Origin of the sequence: Bradyrhizobium sp. 61, from assembly GCF_023073075.1 — a bacterium.
In the GTDB taxonomy this organism is placed as follows: Bacteria; Pseudomonadota; Alphaproteobacteria; order Rhizobiales; family Xanthobacteraceae; genus Bradyrhizobium; species Bradyrhizobium barranii.
Genome location: NZ_JADPIU010000014.1, coordinates 95,418 through 113,320, shown reverse-complemented (window position 1 = coordinate 113,320; position 17,903 = coordinate 95,418). Strand labels below are relative to the sequence as shown.

Annotated in this window: 11 protein-coding genes and 2 pseudogenes; 7 read left to right on the top strand and 6 right to left on the bottom strand. The window is 63.9% G+C overall.

Going from position 1 to position 17,903, the window contains the following annotated elements; all coding sequences use genetic code 11:
- Window positions 1–165: 165 nt before the first annotated feature.
- The 5 genes from IVB46_RS06565 (at window position 166) to IVB46_RS06545 (ending at window position 6,293) form a co-directional block, all read left to right on the top strand.
- Window positions 166–858, top strand: a complete 693-nt coding sequence (locus IVB46_RS06565) for a FecR family protein (protein WP_247309234.1) — start codon at window positions 166–168, stop codon at window positions 856–858.
- 54 nt (window positions 859–912) lie between these two features.
- A complete protein-coding gene (locus IVB46_RS06560) occupies window positions 913–1,776 on the top strand; it encodes a tetratricopeptide repeat protein (RefSeq protein WP_247342341.1) in 864 nt (287 codons plus the stop codon).
- A gap of 36 nt (window positions 1,777–1,812) precedes the next feature.
- Entirely contained in the window at window positions 1,813–2,007 is a 195-nt protein-coding gene (locus IVB46_RS06555; protein WP_247309238.1) for a hypothetical protein, read from the top strand.
- 233 nt (window positions 2,008–2,240) lie between these two features.
- A complete protein-coding gene (locus IVB46_RS06550) occupies window positions 2,241–5,975 on the top strand; it encodes a tetratricopeptide repeat protein (RefSeq protein ID WP_247309240.1) in 3,735 nt (1,244 codons plus the stop codon).
- A gap of 81 nt (window positions 5,976–6,056) precedes the next feature.
- Window positions 6,057–6,293 carry a hypothetical protein gene (locus IVB46_RS06545; protein ID WP_028148501.1) on the top strand — a complete coding sequence of 79 codons (237 nt, stop codon included), beginning with the start codon at window positions 6,057–6,059 and terminating at the stop codon, window positions 6,291–6,293.
- A 162-nt stretch (window positions 6,294–6,455) separates the two neighbouring features.
- On the opposite strand, the pseudogene fliP (IVB46_RS06540) reads toward IVB46_RS06545, so the two are convergent.
- Window positions 6,456–7,136 (bottom strand): annotated as a pseudogene (fliP, locus tag IVB46_RS06540) (flagellar type III secretion system pore protein FliP); the annotation flags it as partial.
- Between fliP (IVB46_RS06540) and fliP (IVB46_RS06535) the strand changes: the two are divergent.
- A pseudogene (fliP, locus tag IVB46_RS06535) lies at window positions 7,127–7,807 on the top strand (flagellar type III secretion system pore protein FliP); the annotation flags it as partial. The pseudogenes fliP (IVB46_RS06540) and fliP (IVB46_RS06535) overlap by 10 nt on opposite strands.
- Before the next feature lie 162 nt (window positions 7,808–7,969).
- Here fliP (IVB46_RS06535) and IVB46_RS06530 read toward each other — a convergent pair.
- The 5 genes from IVB46_RS06530 to IVB46_RS06510 all read right to left on the bottom strand — a co-directional run bounded on the left by IVB46_RS06530 (window position 7,970) and on the right by IVB46_RS06510 (window position 14,097).
- Entirely contained in the window at window positions 7,970–8,206 is a 237-nt protein-coding gene (locus tag IVB46_RS06530) for a hypothetical protein (RefSeq protein ID WP_028148501.1), read from the bottom strand.
- 81 nt (window positions 8,207–8,287) lie between these two features.
- A complete protein-coding gene (locus tag IVB46_RS06525) occupies window positions 8,288–12,022 on the bottom strand; it encodes a tetratricopeptide repeat protein (protein WP_247309240.1) in 3,735 nt (1,244 codons plus the stop codon).
- A gap of 233 nt (window positions 12,023–12,255) precedes the next feature.
- Window positions 12,256–12,450, bottom strand: a complete 195-nt coding sequence (locus IVB46_RS06520; RefSeq protein WP_247309238.1) for a hypothetical protein — start codon at window positions 12,448–12,450, stop codon at window positions 12,256–12,258.
- 36 nt (window positions 12,451–12,486) lie between these two features.
- Complete coding sequence (locus IVB46_RS06515; protein ID WP_247342341.1) at window positions 12,487–13,350, bottom strand: tetratricopeptide repeat protein; 864 nt, start codon at window positions 13,348–13,350, stop codon at window positions 12,487–12,489.
- Window positions 13,351–13,404: 54 nt separating this feature from the next.
- A complete protein-coding gene (locus tag IVB46_RS06510) occupies window positions 13,405–14,097 on the bottom strand; it encodes a FecR family protein (RefSeq protein ID WP_247309234.1) in 693 nt (230 codons plus the stop codon).
- Between the two features lie 371 nt (window positions 14,098–14,468).
- Between IVB46_RS06510 and IVB46_RS06505 the strand changes: the two genes are divergently transcribed.
- Window positions 14,469–17,882, top strand: a complete 3,414-nt coding sequence (locus tag IVB46_RS06505; RefSeq protein WP_247309232.1) for a VCBS domain-containing protein — start codon at window positions 14,469–14,471, stop codon at window positions 17,880–17,882.
- Window positions 17,883–17,903 lie beyond the last annotated feature (21 nt).

Genomic DNA, 17,903 nt, shown 5'->3' with positions numbered 1-17,903 from the left:
CGCTAAAAGCTGTTTGAAATTGCCTGGCGCGGATAGTGACTCTTTTGGACACGGCGATCAGCCATTCGGATTACCCCGGAATAACCATTTTGGCTGTCGTGGTTTGCTGTTGCTGGTCTGCCATTATCCCCGATGGCTTTCGTCGACGCTGTCGGAGCCGTTCGGATGCTCGAGGATCACATCTTCGAAAAGGAGGAAGCCATGGGCACTCGTGCAGCGATTGTTCTCGTGGCAGGTCTCGTCCTTGCGCTGGCCGCTTCGTCACCCCGCCCGGTTCAGGCGCAGGACGATTCTCCGCGGCGTGCCGTGCTGGACTCGTCGTCAAAGCCAATCGGGAAAGTTGTGACAGCCGATGGCTCGGTCATCATCGAGCATGCGGGCGCCGCCATTGTCCAGGCAAACGTCGGGGCCGAATCCATCCAGACGAAAGTCGGTGATCCCGTCTATTTGGGCGATGTGGTTCGAACCGGTGCCGACAGTCGGGTCGGCATCAATTTCGTCGATGGAACTTCGTTCAACTTGTCGAGCAACGCCCGCATGACATTGGACGAATACGTCTACGAGCCGGGTGGAAAGTCCAATTCGACAGCCTTCAACCTGACCAAGGGTACGTTCGTTTTTGTTGCCGGCCAGGTTGCGAAGACCGGCGACATGAAGATCGAAACGCCGGTCGCGACGATGGGCATTCGAGGCACCACACCTCACGTCGAAATCTCGGACGACGGAACCACCAGGTTTTCCACTCTGATCGAAGAGGGCAAGAACAAATATACGAAGAAGCCCGGCGCTGCGGGGACACGCCAACCCGAGCAAAAGGCCGAGCAAAGGCTCAATCTGAACATCTGCCGCGGCTGCTAGAGAATTGGTCCGAGCCCGTGCAATCGCCAGGTCTCAGAAGATCGGGAGCCTGACATGAAACCAGGATCCTCCGTTGCCGAAGGCGGACTGGCGCTTGTCGTCCTGATGTTGGTCGGCTTGCCGGTCGCGGCCCAGAACTCCAGCGTGAAGGACAGCTATCTCAGCAATATCGAACTGTGCAACGGGACGGGTACCACCTCGCTCGATGCCCGGATCGGTGCCTGCACGACTTTCATACAGGCGCGTCCAGATTCGTCGGCAGCTCTGGCAATCGCGTATAACAATCGCGGCAACGCCTACACGGCAAAGGGCGACTACGACAGCGCCATCAGCGACTTCGATCAGTCGATCGCACTCAATCCGACATACGCAAAGGCCTTCAACAACCGCGGCGTGGCTCACTTGAGGAGACGCGAATATGAGCTCGCGATCGAAGCCTTTGATGATGCGATCAAGCTCGATCCCGGCTATGGCGCTGCCTTCGTCAACCGCGCCGGAGCCTACCTGAAGAAAAACGACCACCAGCGCGCGGCGCATGATTACGACGAGGCAATCCGTCTCCAGCCCGCCTCGCGGGCGGCATGGAGCGGACGATGTTGGACCCGTGCGGTTCTCGGCGCCTCGCGAGAAGCGCTGGAGGATTGCGACAGAGCGCTTCAATCGGGATCGACCAGCGCTGCCGTGTACGACTCGCGTGGGCTGATCCACCTGAAGATGGGTGAGTTCGGTGCGGCGATCGATGACTACAATTCTGCCCTGCGAGCCGCCCCGGAATTGGCGAGCGCGCTTTTTGGCCGCGGCCTTGCCAAGCTGAAGCAAGGCGATGCGATCGGCGGAAAATCTGACATTTCGACTGCAAAGACAATTCAGAAGAACATCGGTGACGAGTTCGCGCGTTATGGCGTCGATTACGACTGAGTTGGCCCGGTAAGGCGGAAAGAATCGGAGGTGAATATGGATGCAAGGTTCGCGCTCATTCAAGCTCACGACGATAGCATTCGCCGCTATCAGCGGTTGTTGAACACACAGTTGACCGATCTCGAGCGTGAGTACATCGAGAGCCGAATCTCGGAAAAGCGATTGACCTTGCAGTCAATTCACGAAGCGCGAGGCAGGTTGAATGCCTTGCCGGCCAATCGCGGGGTTTGATTGGCATTCCTGACGGGTGCGAACGAAGGGGGGTGTTAACACCTCCTTAACCACTTGCTCTCCAGATTTCGAAGCACGAACGCCCGAGCCCGCAAGCAGGCGTCGCGACGCACTGTGCCGGGTGAATTCGTCATTATAGCATTAACAAGTCCTTAATTGGCAAAACCTACAGTCGACGGCACGGGCCGGCGCCAGTGCCGGCATGGACCGCCGAATTGGAAGAAACGCCGCCAATGGCGCAGAAGGCTGCCGCTGGATTTATGTCGCGAGCCCGCGCTTTGGCGCGAGGGCTGTCGCGTCATGTCCGCAAGGCACCCGCGCTGGCGGCCTGCCTGCTCATCGGACTCGGTGCGCCCGCCCGCGCCGCCGATGTGGTCCGGGGCGAGGCGACTTTCTCGGCCGGTGGCGGCTTTGCCCGTCTGGTGATCAAGCTCGGCGAGGACGTTCCCTCCGAGGTGACGACGGCCGGCTCCATTCTCATCATTCGCTTCGACCGGGCGGTCGACGTTCCCGTCGATCGCGTTCCGGAAGGTGCGCCCGACTACGTCAATTCTGCCCGCCGCGATCCCGACGGCAGCGCCATCCGCCTGTCGCTGGCGCGGCGCGTCACCGTCAACACCATGAACGCCGGCGAGCGCACCTTCATCGATCTCTTGCCGGAGGGCTGGAAGGGGCCGCCGCCAAGCCTGCCCATGGACGTGGTCAAGGAACTGGCCGAGCGTGCGCGTGTCGCCGAACGTGCCTTGCGCGCCCAGCGCGCCGCTGCCGAGACCAAGAAGCGACCGCAGATCCGCGTGCGCGCCTCGGTGCAGCCGACTTTCGTGCGCTTCGTATTCGAGATGCCCGACGGCGTCGGCGTGTCCTCCGTGCTCAACGAGCAGAAGCTGACGCTCGCGTTCAATGCCGGCCTCAATTTCGATCTGGCGGACGCCGTTGTCGCCGCGCCCCCGAATGTCGCCTCGATCAAGCAGAAGTCCGACATCGACCAGACCAGTGTCGAGATCGCGCTGATCGGCGATTCGGACGTGCACTCCTTCCGCGACGAGAAGAATTACGTCGTCGACATCTCCTTCCAGCCCGACAAGGGCAAGACCGCCGCGACGGCTGAGGCGGTGATCGCGCAGGCAAAGCCTGTGGCCCAAAGCCATGGACCGGCTCCGGACAAGCCGGCGGCCGAGAAGCCGAAGGAGGTCCATCGCGAGATCGCGCCGCCGACGTCCGAGACGATCGCGCGCGAAGCCAGGATCGAAGCCAAGCCCGAGGTGAAGCCGGAAGCTCCGGCGGCGATGCCGCCGGTCGAAGCACCGAAGCCTGCGCCGGCTCCCACAGCCGAAGCACCGCATGCTGCGGAACCGCCCAAGGACGTGTCGAAGCCTGCGGCGCCGGCAACGGAAGCTGTGGTCGCGCCCGTCAAGCCCGCGGTGTCCGAAGCGCCCAAGGAGGTCGTGAAGGAGGCTGCGAAAGAGCCGGTCAAGGAAAGCGTCAAGGCCGCACCTGCCGAGGCGCCGGCCGCGCCGCAGCCCACCGTGGCCAGCGTCGATGTCCGCCGCGACAGCGATGGCTTGCGCGTGATCTTCCCGCTTCAGGTGGCAACGCCTGCGGCGGCGTTCCGCCGCGGCGATACGGTGTGGCTGGTGTTCGATACGCCGAAGCCGATCGACGTCGAGGCGATCCGCAGCCGGGGCGGTGCGATGATCGGCGAGGTCGGCCGCATGCCGCTCGACAAGGGGCAGGCGGTCCGCATCCGTCTCACCCGGCCGCTGGTCTACTCGCTGACGAGCGAGGAGGTCGGCAAGGAGACCAATTGGCTCCTGACGCTCGCCGACAAGATCCAGGCGACGCCGCTGCCGCTGATGATGTCGCGCAACATCACCGACCCCGCGCTCGCCAATATCGCGATCCCCTTCGCCAATCCGGGCCTGTTGCACAAGCTGACCGATCCCGACGCCGGCGACACGCTCTATGTCGTCACCGGGCAGCGGCCGGTGCGCGGCTTCATCAAGCGGCAGGATCTCGTCGATCTCTCGCTGCTGGAATCCGCGCACGGCATCGCGATCCGGCCGAACTCCGACGAGGTCGGCGTCGAGGTCGGATCCGACAAGGTCATTCTCGGCAAGAAGGGCGGACTTACGCTGTCGCCGGTCGATATCTCCGCCGAGCGCGCGCCGACCGCGGTGCGGCCGGTCTTCAGTCCGGAAGGCTGGCGCAAGGGCCAGTCGGAGGACTTTTGGACGCGCCAGGGCAGTTTGATCACGGCGATCGCGGCCGTCGAGCCGGCACAGCGCTCGCTGCCGCGGCTCGATCTCGCGCAGTTCTACATGTCGCGCGCCATGTATCACGAAGCCAAGTCGGTGACCGACCTGATGCTGGCCGATCCCCTCAACAAGGAGGAGAGCGGCGCGCTCATCATGCATGCGATCGCGAACATCTTGATCGGCCGGCCAGCGCAGGGCTTGAAGGACCTCGCCAATCCCGTGATCGGCAACAGCCACGATTCCCAGCTCTGGAAGGCGCTCGCCTATGCGCGCCAGGGCAAGTGGGCGGATGCGCGCGAGAAGTTCAAGAACGTCGAATTCGCCATCGCCTCGCTGCCGATCGACATCCAGCGCATCGTGACGATAGAGGCGATGCGCGCTTCGCTCGAGGTGAAGGATTATGCCGGCGCCTCCAAGCGCCGCAGCGAGATCGAGGTGGTCGGCATATCGCCAGAGGCGGCGCCCGGTTTCGCCGTGCTGCGCGGCCGGCTCGCTGAGGCGCTCGGCCACGACAAGGACGCGCTCGACGACTACAAGTTCGCGGTTGCCTCGAACGATCGTCAGGCGGCGGCCGAGGCCAAGCAGCTCGAAGTGGCGCTGCGGCAGAAGCGCGACGAGATCAGCAAGGAAGACGCGCTGCGTGAGCTCGAGACGCTGTCGATGACCTGGCGGGGCGACTCGATCGAGGTCAAGACGCTCCAGATGCTGTCGCAGATGTATGCCGAGAACGGGCGCTACCGGGACGCGCTCAGGGCGGCGCGCACCGCGACAAGGCTCCAGCCGAACGCCGAGGCCTCGCGTCAGGCGCAGGACCTCGCCTCCGACCTGTTCACGCAGATCTTCCTGGGGCCCAAGGGCGACGAGCTGCCGCCGGTCGAGGCGCTCGGGATGTTCTACGAGTTCCGCGAGCTGACGCCGATCGGCCGCCGCGGCGACGAGCTGATCCGCCGCCTTGCCGACCGTCTCGCCTCGATCGACCTGCTCGACCAGGCCGCCGAGCTGTTGCAGTACCAGGTCGACCATCGCCTCGAAGGCGCAGCCCGCGCCCAGGTCGCCGCGCGCCTGTCCATGATCTACCTCGCCAACCGCAAGCCCGACATGGCGATCTCGGCGCTGCGCGCGAGCCGTATCAGCGATCTCTCTGGCGAGCTGCGGCAGCAGCGGCTGCTGCTGGAGGCGCGCGCGCAAAGCGACGTCGGCCGCCACGATCTCGCGCTCGACATCGTCTCCAACGTTTCCGGACGCGAGGTGCTCCGCCTGCGCTCCGACATCTTCTGGGCGGCGCGGCGCTGGCGCGAATCCGCCGAGCAGATCGAGCTCTATTACGGCGACCGCTTCCGCGACTTCAAGCCGCTCAACGCGGTGGAGAAGAGCGACATCATCCGCGCTGCCGTCGGCTATGCGCTTGCCGACGATTCGATCGGCCTGTCGCGCTTCCGCGAGAAATATGCGCCGCTGATGAGCGAGAGTGCGGACCGGGTCGCCTTCGACATCGCGAGCAAGCCGGCAGCGTCCTCCAGCGCCGAATTCGCCGAGATCGCCAAGCTTGCTGCCAGTGTCGACACACTCGACGGCTTTCTGCGCGAGATGAAGCAGCGCTTCCCCGATGCCACCGCTCGCGCGCCGGCCTCGCCGCAAGCCAAGGACGAGGCCGACCACACCGGCTCGCTGCCCACGATCCCCGTCGTGCGGCAGATCAAGATGACGCGGTAGGAACCCTGCTACCACGAGGCCTCTCGACAGGTGCCCGTTGAAGCGGCAACCTGCGCGTCTTCATGCCGGGAGAGCGTCGATATGAGCAAGCCTGCCAAGACCGAAGCCGAACTCATCGCCATGGCGCGGGCCGAATTGAAGGTCCATGCCGATGGTCCGGATGACCTCGTCATCTCGATCGTCCGCGACGGCGACAGCTGGGAATTCCGCGCCGATGCCGACCAGGCCGCGACGGATAAGCCGGGCTTCCCCGAAAGCGTCGCCATGCTGGTGCAGATCGGCGATCACCTCAGCAAGCAGTATGACGTGAAGGGGTAGGGGCGCTGTCGACGCCGTCTCACTGTACGCCACGTTCTCGGTGTCATCGCCCGACTTGATCGGGCGATCCAGTATTCCAGAGACCGCAGTGATGAAATCGAAAGGCCGCGGCGTACTGGATGCCTCGGTCAAGCCGGGGCATGACAGCGGATGGAGCCGCAGTTATCCGCCCCCGTAACTCTGCACCAGGCTTCCCGCCACCAGCGACCAGCCATCGACCAGCACGAAGAAGATCAGCTTGAACGGTAGCGAGATCGTTGCGGGCGGCAGCATCATCATGCCCATCGACATCAGCACGGAGGCGACGACGAGGTCGATGATCAGGAAGGGGAGAAACAGCAGGAAGCCGATCTCGAAGGCGCGCTTCAACTCGGAGATCATGAAGGCGGGGACGAGGATGCGCAGGGCGAGGTCATCCGGCGTGGCCGGCGGCGGCTCCCCGGAGAGATCCAGGAACAGCTTGAGGTCCTTCTCGCGCACGTTCTTCTGCATGAAGCCGCGCAAGGGGACGGAAGCGCGCTGGAGTGCGTCCTCGACGCCAAGCTGGTTGGCGACGAGCGGGCGGATGCCCTCGTCGTAGGACTTCTGCAGGACAGGTCCCATCACGAAGAAGGTGAGGAACATCGCGAGCGCGATGATCACCGAGTTCGGCGGCGCGGTCGCCGTGCCCATCGCGGTGCGCAGCAGCGACAAGACGACCACGATGCGCGTGAATGACGTCATCATGATCAGGATCGACGGCGCGATCGACAGCACCGTGAGCAGCGCGATGAGCTGGATCGCGCGCTCGGTGACGCCGCCCCCCTGACCGCCGAGATTGATGCTGATGTCCTGCGCATGCGCAGGACATCAGCATCAATCTCGGCGGTCAGGGGGGCGGCGTCACCGAGCGCGCGATCCAGCTCATCGCGCTGCTCACGGTGCTGTCGATCGCGCCGTCGATCCTGATCATGATGACGTCATTCACGCGCATCGTGGTCGTCTTGTCGCTGCTGCGCACCGCGATGGGCACGGCGACCGCGCCGCCGAACTCGGTGATCATCGCGCTCGCGATGTTCCTCACCTTCTTCGTGATGGGACCTGTCCTGCAGAAGTCCTACGACGAGGGCATCCGCCCGCTCGTCGCCAACCAGCTTGGCGTCGAGGACGCACTCCAGCGCGCTTCCGTCCCCTTGCGCGGCTTCATGCAGAAGAACGTGCGCGAGAAGGACCTCAAGCTGTTCCTGGATCTCTCCGGGGAGCCGCCGCCGGCCACGCCGGATGACCTCGCCCTGCGCATCCTCGTCCCCGCCTTCATGATCTCCGAGTTGAAGCGCGCCTTCGAGATCGGCTTCCTGCTGTTTCTCCCCTTCCTGATCATCGACCTCGTCGTCGCCTCCGTGCTGATGTCGATGGGCATGATGATGCTGCCGCCCGCAACGATCTCGCTACCGTTCAAGCTGATCTTCTTCGTGCTGGTCGATGGCTGGTCGCTGGTGGCGGGAAGCCTGGTGCAGAGTTACGGGGGCGGATAACTGCGGCTCCATCCGCTGTCATGCCCCGGCTTGACCGAGGCATCCAGTACGCCGCGGCCTTTCGATTTCATCACTGCGGTCTCTGGAATACTGGATCGCCCGATCAAGTCGGGCGATGACACCGAGAACGTGGCGTACAGTGAGACGGCGTCGACAGCGCCCCTACCCCTTCACGTCATACTGCTTGCTGAGGTGATCGCCGATCTGCACCAGCATGGCGACGCTTTCGGGGAAGCCCGGCTTATCCGTCGCGGCCTGGTCGGCATCGGCGCGGAATTCCCAGCTGTCGCCGTCGCGGACGATCGAGATGACGAGGTCATCCGGACCATCGGCATGGACCTTCAATTCGGCCCGCGCCATGGCGATGAGTTCGGCTTCGGTCTTGGCAGGCTTGCTCATATCGACGCTCTCCCGGCATGAAGACGCGCAGGTTGCCGCTTCAACGGGCACCTGTCGAGAGGCCTCGTGGTAGCAGGGTTCCTACCGCGTCATCTTGATCTGCCGCACGACGGGGATCGTGGGCAGCGAGCCGGTGTGGTCGGCCTCGTCCTTGGCTTGCGGCGAGGCCGGCGCGCGAGCGGTGGCATCGGGGAAGCGCTGCTTCATCTCGCGCAGAAAGCCGTCGAGTGTGTCGACACTGGCAGCAAGCTTGGCGATCTCGGCGAATTCGGCGCTGGAGGACGCTGCCGGCTTGCTCGCGATGTCGAAGGCGACCCGGTCCGCACTCTCGCTCATCAGCGGCGCATATTTCTCGCGGAAGCGCGACAGGCCGATCGAATCGTCGGCAAGCGCATAGCCGACGGCAGCGCGGATGATGTCGCTCTTCTCCACCGCGTTGAGCGGCTTGAAGTCGCGGAAGCGGTCGCCGTAATAGAGCTCGATCTGCTCGGCGGATTCGCGCCAGCGCCGCGCCGCCCAGAAGATGTCGGAGCGCAGGCGGAGCACCTCGCGTCCGGAAACGTTGGAGACGATGTCGAGCGCGAGATCGTGGCGGCCGACGTCGCTTTGCGCGCGCGCCTCCAGCAGCAGCCGCTGCTGCCGCAGCTCGCCAGAGAGATCGCTGATACGGCTCGCGCGCAGCGCCGAGATCGCCATGTCGGGCTTGCGGTTGGCGAGGTAGATCATGGACAGGCGCGCGGCGACCTGGGCGCGGGCTGCGCCTTCGAGGCGATGGTCGACCTGGTACTGCAACAGCTCGGCGGCCTGGTCGAGCAGGTCGATCGAGGCGAGACGGTCGGCAAGGCGGCGGATCAGCTCGTCGCCGCGGCGGCCGATCGGCGTCAGCTCGCGGAACTCGTAGAACATCCCGAGCGCCTCGACCGGCGGCAGCTCGTCGCCCTTGGGCCCCAGGAAGATCTGCGTGAACAGGTCGGAGGCGAGGTCCTGCGCCTGACGCGAGGCCTCGGCGTTCGGCTGGAGCCTTGTCGCGGTGCGCGCCGCCCTGAGCGCGTCCCGGTAGCGCCCGTTCTCGGCATACATCTGCGACAGCATCTGGAGCGTCTTGACCTCGATCGAGTCGCCCCGCCAGGTCATCGACAGCGTCTCGAGCTCACGCAGCGCGTCTTCCTTGCTGATCTCGTCGCGCTTCTGCCGCAGCGCCACTTCGAGCTGCTTGGCCTCGGCCGCCGCCTGACGATCGTTCGAGGCAACCGCGAACTTGTAGTCGTCGAGCGCGTCCTTGTCGTGGCCGAGCGCCTCAGCGAGCCGGCCGCGCAGCACGGCGAAACCGGGCGCCGCCTCTGGCGATATGCCGACCACCTCGATCTCGCTGCGGCGCTTGGAGGCGCCGGCATAATCCTTCACCTCGAGCGAAGCGCGCATCGCCTCTATCGTCACGATGCGCTGGATGTCGATCGGCAGCGAGGCGATGGCGAATTCGACGTTCTTGAACTTCTCGCGCGCATCCGCCCACTTGCCCTGGCGCGCATAGGCGAGCGCCTTCCAGAGCTGGGAATCGTGGCTGTTGCCGATCACGGGATTGGCGAGGTCCTTCAAGCCCTGCGCTGGCCGGCCGATCAAGATGTTCGCGATCGCATGCATGATGAGCGCGCCGCTCTCCTCCTTGTTGAGGGGATCGGCCAGCATCAGGTCGGTCACCGACTTGGCTTCGTGATACATGGCGCGCGACATGTAGAACTGCGCGAGATCGAGCCGCGGCAGCGAGCGCTGTGCCGGCTCGACGGCCGCGATCGCCGTGATCAAACTGCCCTGGCGCGTCCAAAAGTCCTCCGACTGGCCCTTGCGCCAGCCTTCCGGACTGAAGACCGGCCGCACCGCGGTCGGCGCGCGCTCGGCGGAGATATCGACCGGCGACAGCGTAAGTCCGCCCTTCTTGCCGAGAATGACCTTGTCGGATCCGACCTCGACGCCGACCTCGTCGGAGTTCGGCCGGATCGCGATGCCGTGCGCGGATTCCAGCAGCGAGAGATCGACGAGATCCTGCCGCTTGATGAAGCCGCGCACCGGCCGCTGCCCGGTGACGACATAGAGCGTGTCGCCGGCGTCGGGATCGGTCAGCTTGTGCAACAGGCCCGGATTGGCGAAGGGGATCGCGATATTGGCGAGCGCGGGGTCGGTGATGTTGCGCGACATCATCAGCGGCAGCGGCGTCGCCTGGATCTTGTCGGCGAGCGTCAGGAGCCAATTGGTCTCCTTGCCGACCTCCTCGCTCGTCAGCGAGTAGACCAGCGGCCGGGTGAGACGGATGCGGACCGCCTGCCCCTTGTCGAGCGGCATGCGGCCGACCTCGCCGATCATCGCACCGCCCCGGCTGCGGATCGCCTCGACGTCGATCGGCTTCGGCGTATCGAACACCAGCCACACCGTATCGCCGCGGCGGAACGCCGCCGCAGGCGTTGCCACCTGAAGCGGGAAGATCACGCGCAAGCCATCGCTGTCGCGGCGGACATCGACGCTGGCCACGGTGGGCTGCGGCGCGGCCGGCGCCTCGGCAGGTGCGGCCTTGACGCTTTCCTTGACCGGCTCTTTCGCAGCCTCCTTCACGACCTCCTTGGGCGCTTCGGACACCGCGGGCTTGACGGGCGCGACCACAGCTTCCGTTGCCGGCGCCGCAGGCTTCGACACGTCCTTGGGCGGTTCCGCAGCATGCGGTGCTTCGGCTGTGGGAGCCGGCGCAGGCTTCGGTGCTTCGACCGGCGGCATCGCCGCCGGAGCTTCCGGCTTCACCTCGGGCTTGGCTTCGATCCTGGCTTCGCGCGCGATCGTCTCGGACGTCGGCGGCGCGATCTCGCGATGGACCTCCTTCGGCTTCTCGGCCGCCGGCTTGTCCGGAGCCGGTCCATGGCTTTGGGCCACAGGCTTTGCCTGCGCGATCACCGCCTCAGCCGTCGCGGCGGTCTTGCCCTTGTCGGGCTGGAAGGAGATGTCGACGACGTAATTCTTCTCGTCGCGGAAGGAGTGCACGTCCGAATCGCCGATCAGCGCGATCTCGACACTGGTCTGGTCGATGTCGGACTTCTGCTTGATCGAGGCGACATTCGGGGGCGCGGCGACAACGGCGTCCGCCAGATCGAAATTGAGGCCGGCATTGAACGCGAGCGTCAGCTTCTGCTCGTTGAGCACGGAGGACACGCCGACGCCGTCGGGCATCTCGAATACGAAGCGCACGAAAGTCGGCTGCACCGAGGCGCGCACGCGGATCTGCGGTCGCTTCTTGGTCTCGGCAGCGGCGCGCTGGGCGCGCAAGGCACGTTCGGCGACACGCGCACGCTCGGCCAGTTCCTTGACCACGTCCATGGGCAGGCTTGGCGGCGGCCCCTTCCAGCCCTCCGGCAAGAGATCGATGAAGGTGCGCTCGCCGGCGTTCATGGTGTTGACGGTGACGCGCCGCGCCAGCGACAGGCGGATGGCGCTGCCGTCGGGATCGCGGCGGGCAGAATTGACGTAGTCGGGCGCACCTTCCGGAACGCGATCGACGGGAACGTCGACCGCCCGGTCGAAGCGAATGATGAGAATGGAGCCGGCCGTCGTCACCTCGGAGGGAACGTCCTCGCCGAGCTTGATCACCAGACGGGCAAAGCCGCCACCGGCCGAGAAAGTCGCCTCGCCCCGGACCACATCGGCGGCGCGGGCGGGCGCACCGAGTCCGATGAGCAGGCAGGCCGCCAGCGCGGGTGCCTTGCGGACATGACGCGACAGCCCTCGCGCCAAAGCGCGGGCTCGCGACATAAATCCAGCGGCAGCCTTCTGCGCCATTGGCGGCGTTTCTTCCAATTCGGCGGTCCATGCCGGCACTGGCGCCGGCCCGTGCCGTCGACTGTAGGTTTTGCCAATTAAGGACTTGTTAATGCTATAATGACGAATTCACCCGGCACAGTGCGTCGCGACGCCTGCTTGCGGGCTCGGGCGTTCGTGCTTCGAAATCTGGAGAGCAAGTGGTTAAGGAGGTGTTAACACCCCCCTTCGTTCGCACCCGTCAGGAATGCCAATCAAACCCCGCGATTGGCCGGCAAGGCATTCAACCTGCCTCGCGCTTCGTGAATTGACTGCAAGGTCAATCGCTTTTCCGAGATTCGGCTCTCGATGTACTCACGCTCGAGATCGGTCAACTGTGTGTTCAACAACCGCTGATAGCGGCGAATGCTATCGTCGTGAGCTTGAATGAGCGCGAACCTTGCATCCATATTCACCTCCGATTCTTTCCGCCTTACCGGGCCAACTCAGTCGTAATCGACGCCATAACGCGCGAACTCGTCACCGATGTTCTTCTGAATTGTCTTTGCAGTCGAAATGTCAGATTTTCCGCCGATCGCATCGCCTTGCTTCAGCTTGGCAAGGCCGCGGCCAAAAAGCGCGCTCGCCAATTCCGGGGCGGCTCGCAGGGCAGAATTGTAGTCATCGATCGCCGCACCGAACTCACCCATCTTCAGGTGGATCAGCCCACGCGAGTCGTACACGGCAGCGCTGGTCGATCCCGATTGAAGCGCTCTGTCGCAATCCTCCAGCGCTTCTCGCGAGGCGCCGAGAACCGCACGGGTCCAACATCGTCCGCTCCATGCCGCCCGCGAGGCGGGCTGGAGACGGATTGCCTCGTCGTAATCATGCGCCGCGCGCTGGTGGTCGTTTTTCTTCAGGTAGGCTCCGGCGCGGTTGACGAAGGCAGCGCCATAGCCGGGATCGAGCTTGATCGCATCATCAAAGGCTTCGATCGCGAGCTCATATTCGCGTCTCCTCAAGTGAGCCACGCCGCGGTTGTTGAAGGCCTTTGCGTATGTCGGATTGAGTGCGATCGACTGATCGAAGTCGCTGATGGCGCTGTCGTAGTCGCCCTTTGCCGTGTAGGCGTTGCCGCGATTGTTATACGCGATTGCCAGAGCTGCCGACGAATCTGGACGCGCCTGTATGAAAGTCGTGCAGGCACCGATCCGGGCATCGAGCGAGGTGGTACCCGTCCCGTTGCACAGTTCGATATTGCTGAGATAGCTGTCCTTCACGCTGGAGTTCTGGGCCGCGACCGGCAAGCCGACCAACATCAGGACGACAAGCGCCAGTCCGCCTTCGGCAACGGAGGATCCTGGTTTCATGTCAGGCTCCCGATCTTCTGAGACCTGGCGATTGCACGGGCTCGGACCAATTCTCTAGCAGCCGCGGCAGATGTTCAGATTGAGCCTTTGCTCGGCCTTTTGCTCGGGTTGGCGTGTCCCCGCAGCGCCGGGCTTCTTCGTATATTTGTTCTTGCCCTCTTCGATCAGAGTGGAAAACCTGGTGGTTCCGTCGTCCGAGATTTCGACGTGAGGTGTGGTGCCTCGAATGCCCATCGTCGCGACCGGCGTTTCGATCTTCATGTCGCCGGTCTTCGCAACCTGGCCGGCAACAAAAACGAACGTACCCTTGGTCAGGTTGAAGGCTGTCGAATTGGACTTTCCACCCGGCTCGTAGACGTATTCGTCCAATGTCATGCGGGCGTTGCTCGACAAGTTGAACGAAGTTCCATCGACGAAATTGATGCCGACCCGACTGTCGGCACCGGTTCGAACCACATCGCCCAAATAGACGGGATCACCGACTTTCGTCTGGATGGATTCGGCCCCGACGTTTGCCTGGACAATGGCGGCGCCCGCATGCTCGATGATGACCGAGCCATCGGCTGTCACAACTTTCCCGATTGGCTTTGACGACGAGTCCAGCACGGCACGCCGCGGAGAATCGTCCTGCGCCTGAACCGGGCGGGGTGACGAAGCGGCCAGCGCAAGGACGAGACCTGCCACGAGAACAATCGCTGCACGAGTGCCCATGGCTTCCTCCTTTTCGAAGATGTGATCCTCGAGCATCCGAACGGCTCCGACAGCGTCGACGAAAGCCATCGGGGATAATGGCAGACCAGCAACAGCAAACCACGACAGCCAAAATGGTTATTCCGGGGTAATCCGAATGGCTGATCGCCGTGTCCAAAAGAGTCACTATCCGCGCCAGGCAATTTCAAACAGCTTTTAGCGCTGAAAGCGGTACCGTCGGGCGAAACGTCAGCAATTCTGCCGTGATCAGCCTGGGCGGAATTCTCAGAAACGACAACTTTTTAGCGGGCATAGCTGAGGTTGCCGGCACAAAATTGTTCCCGATCGCGTGACGCGGCAAGCCGGCCAAGACGCGGCGGCATAGGGCGACGCCTGAGGCCGACCGCTAGGGCAATCGAGGTTGAAAAATGGCCGTCACGTCCACTGCAGAGCACGGGGGCGAGCGCGAAGCCGCTGCGGGCCTGCATCGCCGCGTGAAGACGGCGAAGAGCAATCCTCCTGATGTACCCGCTATTCAATCTCATGAGCGAGCCTCTGCCGGCCGTTTCGGGATGCTGTCGCTCACGGCATTGCTCTTCTCGATGATCAAAGAGGTCAGGGCCGCAGACCCGAACGCAACGTTCCTGGACGACGATACGATTACATACAAGGACTTTGCACACGGCACGTTCGAGCTCACGACCAAGGAATCAATCCCGCGGCACATCATCGTCGAGGACCCCGGACAAACGGTCGTGCTGAGCAAGGTCGGCTCCGGGCTTACCGTGAATCAGCTCGACAACAGCGCGACCCGCATGGAGGAGCTGCGGGTGGCCCAGCAGGAGGCGCTCGAAAATTTCTCGAAGGGATTTGGCAAGAACGGGTCCGGCACGCCTCCGTTCGTCGAATCTCTGCCGCTGGAGCCGATCAATTTCATAGCGCCCGCGGCGCCAAGCGCACTGCTGCCGTTGCAGCCGATCATCGTCACGGTGCCCGACATCATCACGCCCGTGCGGACGCCGCCGATCTTGAATGTGCAGGCGGGCCCGCTTGAACTCGACACGGTCGCGTTCGACGTCTTCGCCGCAACGAGGGGAACCTTCAGCGCCAGCAGCTCCAGCGCCGCGCTGACTTTCGGCATCAGCGGAGGCGCTACGGGCGCTACGGCGCTGGAGGGAGCGATCTACGACGTATCGAAGACCAGCTCTTATGGCACGCTTTATCTGAACAGCTCGACTGGCGCCTATGCCTTCGTTCCCAACAGTGGCGCGATCAACGCGCTGAAGACGCCGACCACCGATAGCTTTGTGATCACCGTGTCCGACGGGTCGCTTTCGGCTCAACAGGCCTTCACGATCAACATCAACGGAGCCGACGACGCGGCGATCATCTCCGGCACGACGACCGGCTTGTCAATCGAATCCGGCGGCGTCGCCAATGCCCCATCCGGCCCACCTGTCACAACCGGCCCACCCGTCACAACCGGCAAGCTTTCGGATATCGACGTCGACGACCCCGCCAACACTTTCGCGGCTGTCAATTCCCCGACGAAGAGTGCGCACGGCTACGGCACTTTTACGATGACCGCCGACGGCGTCTGGAGCTACACGCTCGATCAATCCAACAGCGCAGTGCAGGCTCTGAACGTCGGCAAGACGCTGACAGACACCTTCACGGTGACCAGCATCGGCGGCACCCCGCAGTTGATTACCATCACGATCAACGGCTCCAACGACGCTGCCATCATTTCCGGGACGACGACCGGCACCGTGACGGAAGCCGCGTGTTGGAAGCCCGGGACTCCGATCGCGACCGGCAAGCTTGCAGATACGGATGTCGACAATACTCCCGACAGCTTCACGCCGGTGACCTCGCCCAGGGCGAGCGACCACGGTTACGGCTGCTTCCGGATGACGGCTGACGGCGTCTGGACCTACACGCTCGATGACACCAATTGCGCCGTCCAGGCGCTGAACGCCCACAACACCCTGACCGACACCTTCACCGTGACCACCGTCGACGGCACCGCGCAGGTGGTGACGATCACCATCCACGGCACGAACGATCCGGCCATTATCCACGGCTGCATCACTGGCTCGGTGACCGAGCCCGATTGCAGGGAACACGGCAAGCCGACGGCGAGCGGCAGACTGACTGACACCGACGTCGACAACACGCCGAACACATTCACGCCGGTCACTTGTGCGACACGGAGCGCGGGCGGCTACGGCGCTTTCACGATGACCGCCGCCGGTGTGTGGACCTACACGCTCGACACCACCAACTGTGCCGTGCAGGCGCTTCCTTCCTGCGAGACTTTGACCGACACCTTCACGGTCACGACCATCGATGGGACGGAACAGACCATAGCCATCACAATCCACGGCGCCGACGATCGCGACCATTTCGGCCACGCGGCAGCTCTCAATGCCGCCGATCCGCCCCACGCCACTGCGCCCCCCGAAGACAATGCGGCTGCGAGAGCCTTTGCCGCCGGTCCGACGGTGGCTGCGAGCACCCATGACGCGAACACGGATGGCATCGGCGCCTCCGGCGAAAGTCCGGATCATGGCAAGATCGGCACAAACGGCGGTCGCGACACCTCTCACGACGGGCACGAACAGACCCTTCTTGCCGGCGGCTCCAGAGACGATCATTTCGTCTTTGCCTCGACGTCGAATTCCAGTGCGGCGCGCCCTGATATCATCTCTGGTTTCAAGGCAGACTCTGAGCGGGGCGACCTGATAGCGCTCGGCGCGCTCACCCTCTCCGTTCTGGCACTCGACCCCTCCAGCACGACGGTGCCCGCACATACGATCGCCTGGCTCTACGACAGCTCGGCGAACCAGACCATCGTGTACGTCAATCCGACGGATCAAAGCCTGAGCATCGGCGATTCCAGTCTGGTGGAAATCCATCTCGATGGCTTCTCCACCGTCCAGACGTCGGATTTCATGCTCGCGCTGGAAACGTCGGGTCATGCGATGGCAGCCGCGCCGGCCAATCTGGAACCGGGCGCGGGCAACGACGCGACCGGTAGCCCGACGACGGCGACGAGCCCCTCATCAGGCGAAACCGTCCATGAGCGAGCCGCCCTGATCGACGGAAACGGGCCCGGGCAAGCTGCGAAGGCGAGCGGGTGCACATTCGATGCCGATTGCGAACGGGTTGTCCGGGTCGGGCACACCCAGTTCGTTCAGCCCGACGATACGAACACGCGATCGGACGCGCCCACCGGCGGGAACGTGGCCTCCGCGGTGAGCCACGTGCAGCCCGTCAACCAGCTTCATCCCGCGGCAGTCGCGGAGAATAGGTTCGTATTCGACAAGTTGACACCGTTCGACAACGGCAAGGAGATCGCGCCCGTTCCAGAGAGCGTGGCCGCCAAGGACAGCGGCCCGGTCATACCGTCCACGGTCGACCCAAGCATCGAGTCCGGCCCAGACTCCATCGAGACGTCACACCACGAAAATCACTTGCGCGAGCATCATCATGGGGAGCCGATAGCCGAGAACGGCCTTCCTCGAGTTGCTTCGGTTCATCTCGGGGACTCATTTCATTTCAAGCAGCACGGCTCTGACGGTTCGGGTGACATTGCGCCCGCACCCTGGCACGCGGCGGCCGGACCCTACGCCATCAAGGATGGCGCTTTGCATGGCCACCATTCAGAGCTCAGCGCAGGATGGGACGATCCTTCGGACCCGTCCGGTCATCACGAACATGCTGGCGTCGTCCACGGATTCAGGGCGGCGTCGATGCCTGAGCCGTCCCCGCCGCAAATTGATCCGGCTCACGGCGCAGGCTCAGCTCACGCCCATGTGCCGCACGATCTGATCGTGTGATGTCCGCAGGGCAATTGATCT

Coding starts and splice junctions, on each gene's coding strand:
- IVB46_RS06550 (WP_247309240.1), top strand. CDS start 2,241: ATGGCGCAGAAGGCTGCCGCTGGATTTATGTCGCGAGCCCGCGCTTTG.
- IVB46_RS06565 (WP_247309234.1), top strand. CDS start 166: ATGCTCGAGGATCACATCTTCGAAAAGGAGGAAGCCATGGGCACTCGT.
- IVB46_RS06530 (WP_028148501.1), bottom strand. CDS start 8,206: ATGAGCAAGCCTGCCAAGACCGAAGCCGAACTCATCGCCATGGCGCGG.
- IVB46_RS06505 (WP_247309232.1), top strand. CDS start 14,469: ATGGCCGTCACGTCCACTGCAGAGCACGGGGGCGAGCGCGAAGCCGCT.
- IVB46_RS06515 (WP_247342341.1), bottom strand. CDS start 13,350: ATGAAACCAGGATCCTCCGTTGCCGAAGGCGGACTGGCGCTTGTCGTC.
- IVB46_RS06555 (WP_247309238.1), top strand. CDS start 1,813: ATGGATGCAAGGTTCGCGCTCATTCAAGCTCACGACGATAGCATTCGC.
- IVB46_RS06510 (WP_247309234.1), bottom strand. CDS start 14,097: ATGCTCGAGGATCACATCTTCGAAAAGGAGGAAGCCATGGGCACTCGT.
- IVB46_RS06545 (WP_028148501.1), top strand. CDS start 6,057: ATGAGCAAGCCTGCCAAGACCGAAGCCGAACTCATCGCCATGGCGCGG.
- IVB46_RS06520 (WP_247309238.1), bottom strand. CDS start 12,450: ATGGATGCAAGGTTCGCGCTCATTCAAGCTCACGACGATAGCATTCGC.
- IVB46_RS06525 (WP_247309240.1), bottom strand. CDS start 12,022: ATGGCGCAGAAGGCTGCCGCTGGATTTATGTCGCGAGCCCGCGCTTTG.
- IVB46_RS06560 (WP_247342341.1), top strand. CDS start 913: ATGAAACCAGGATCCTCCGTTGCCGAAGGCGGACTGGCGCTTGTCGTC.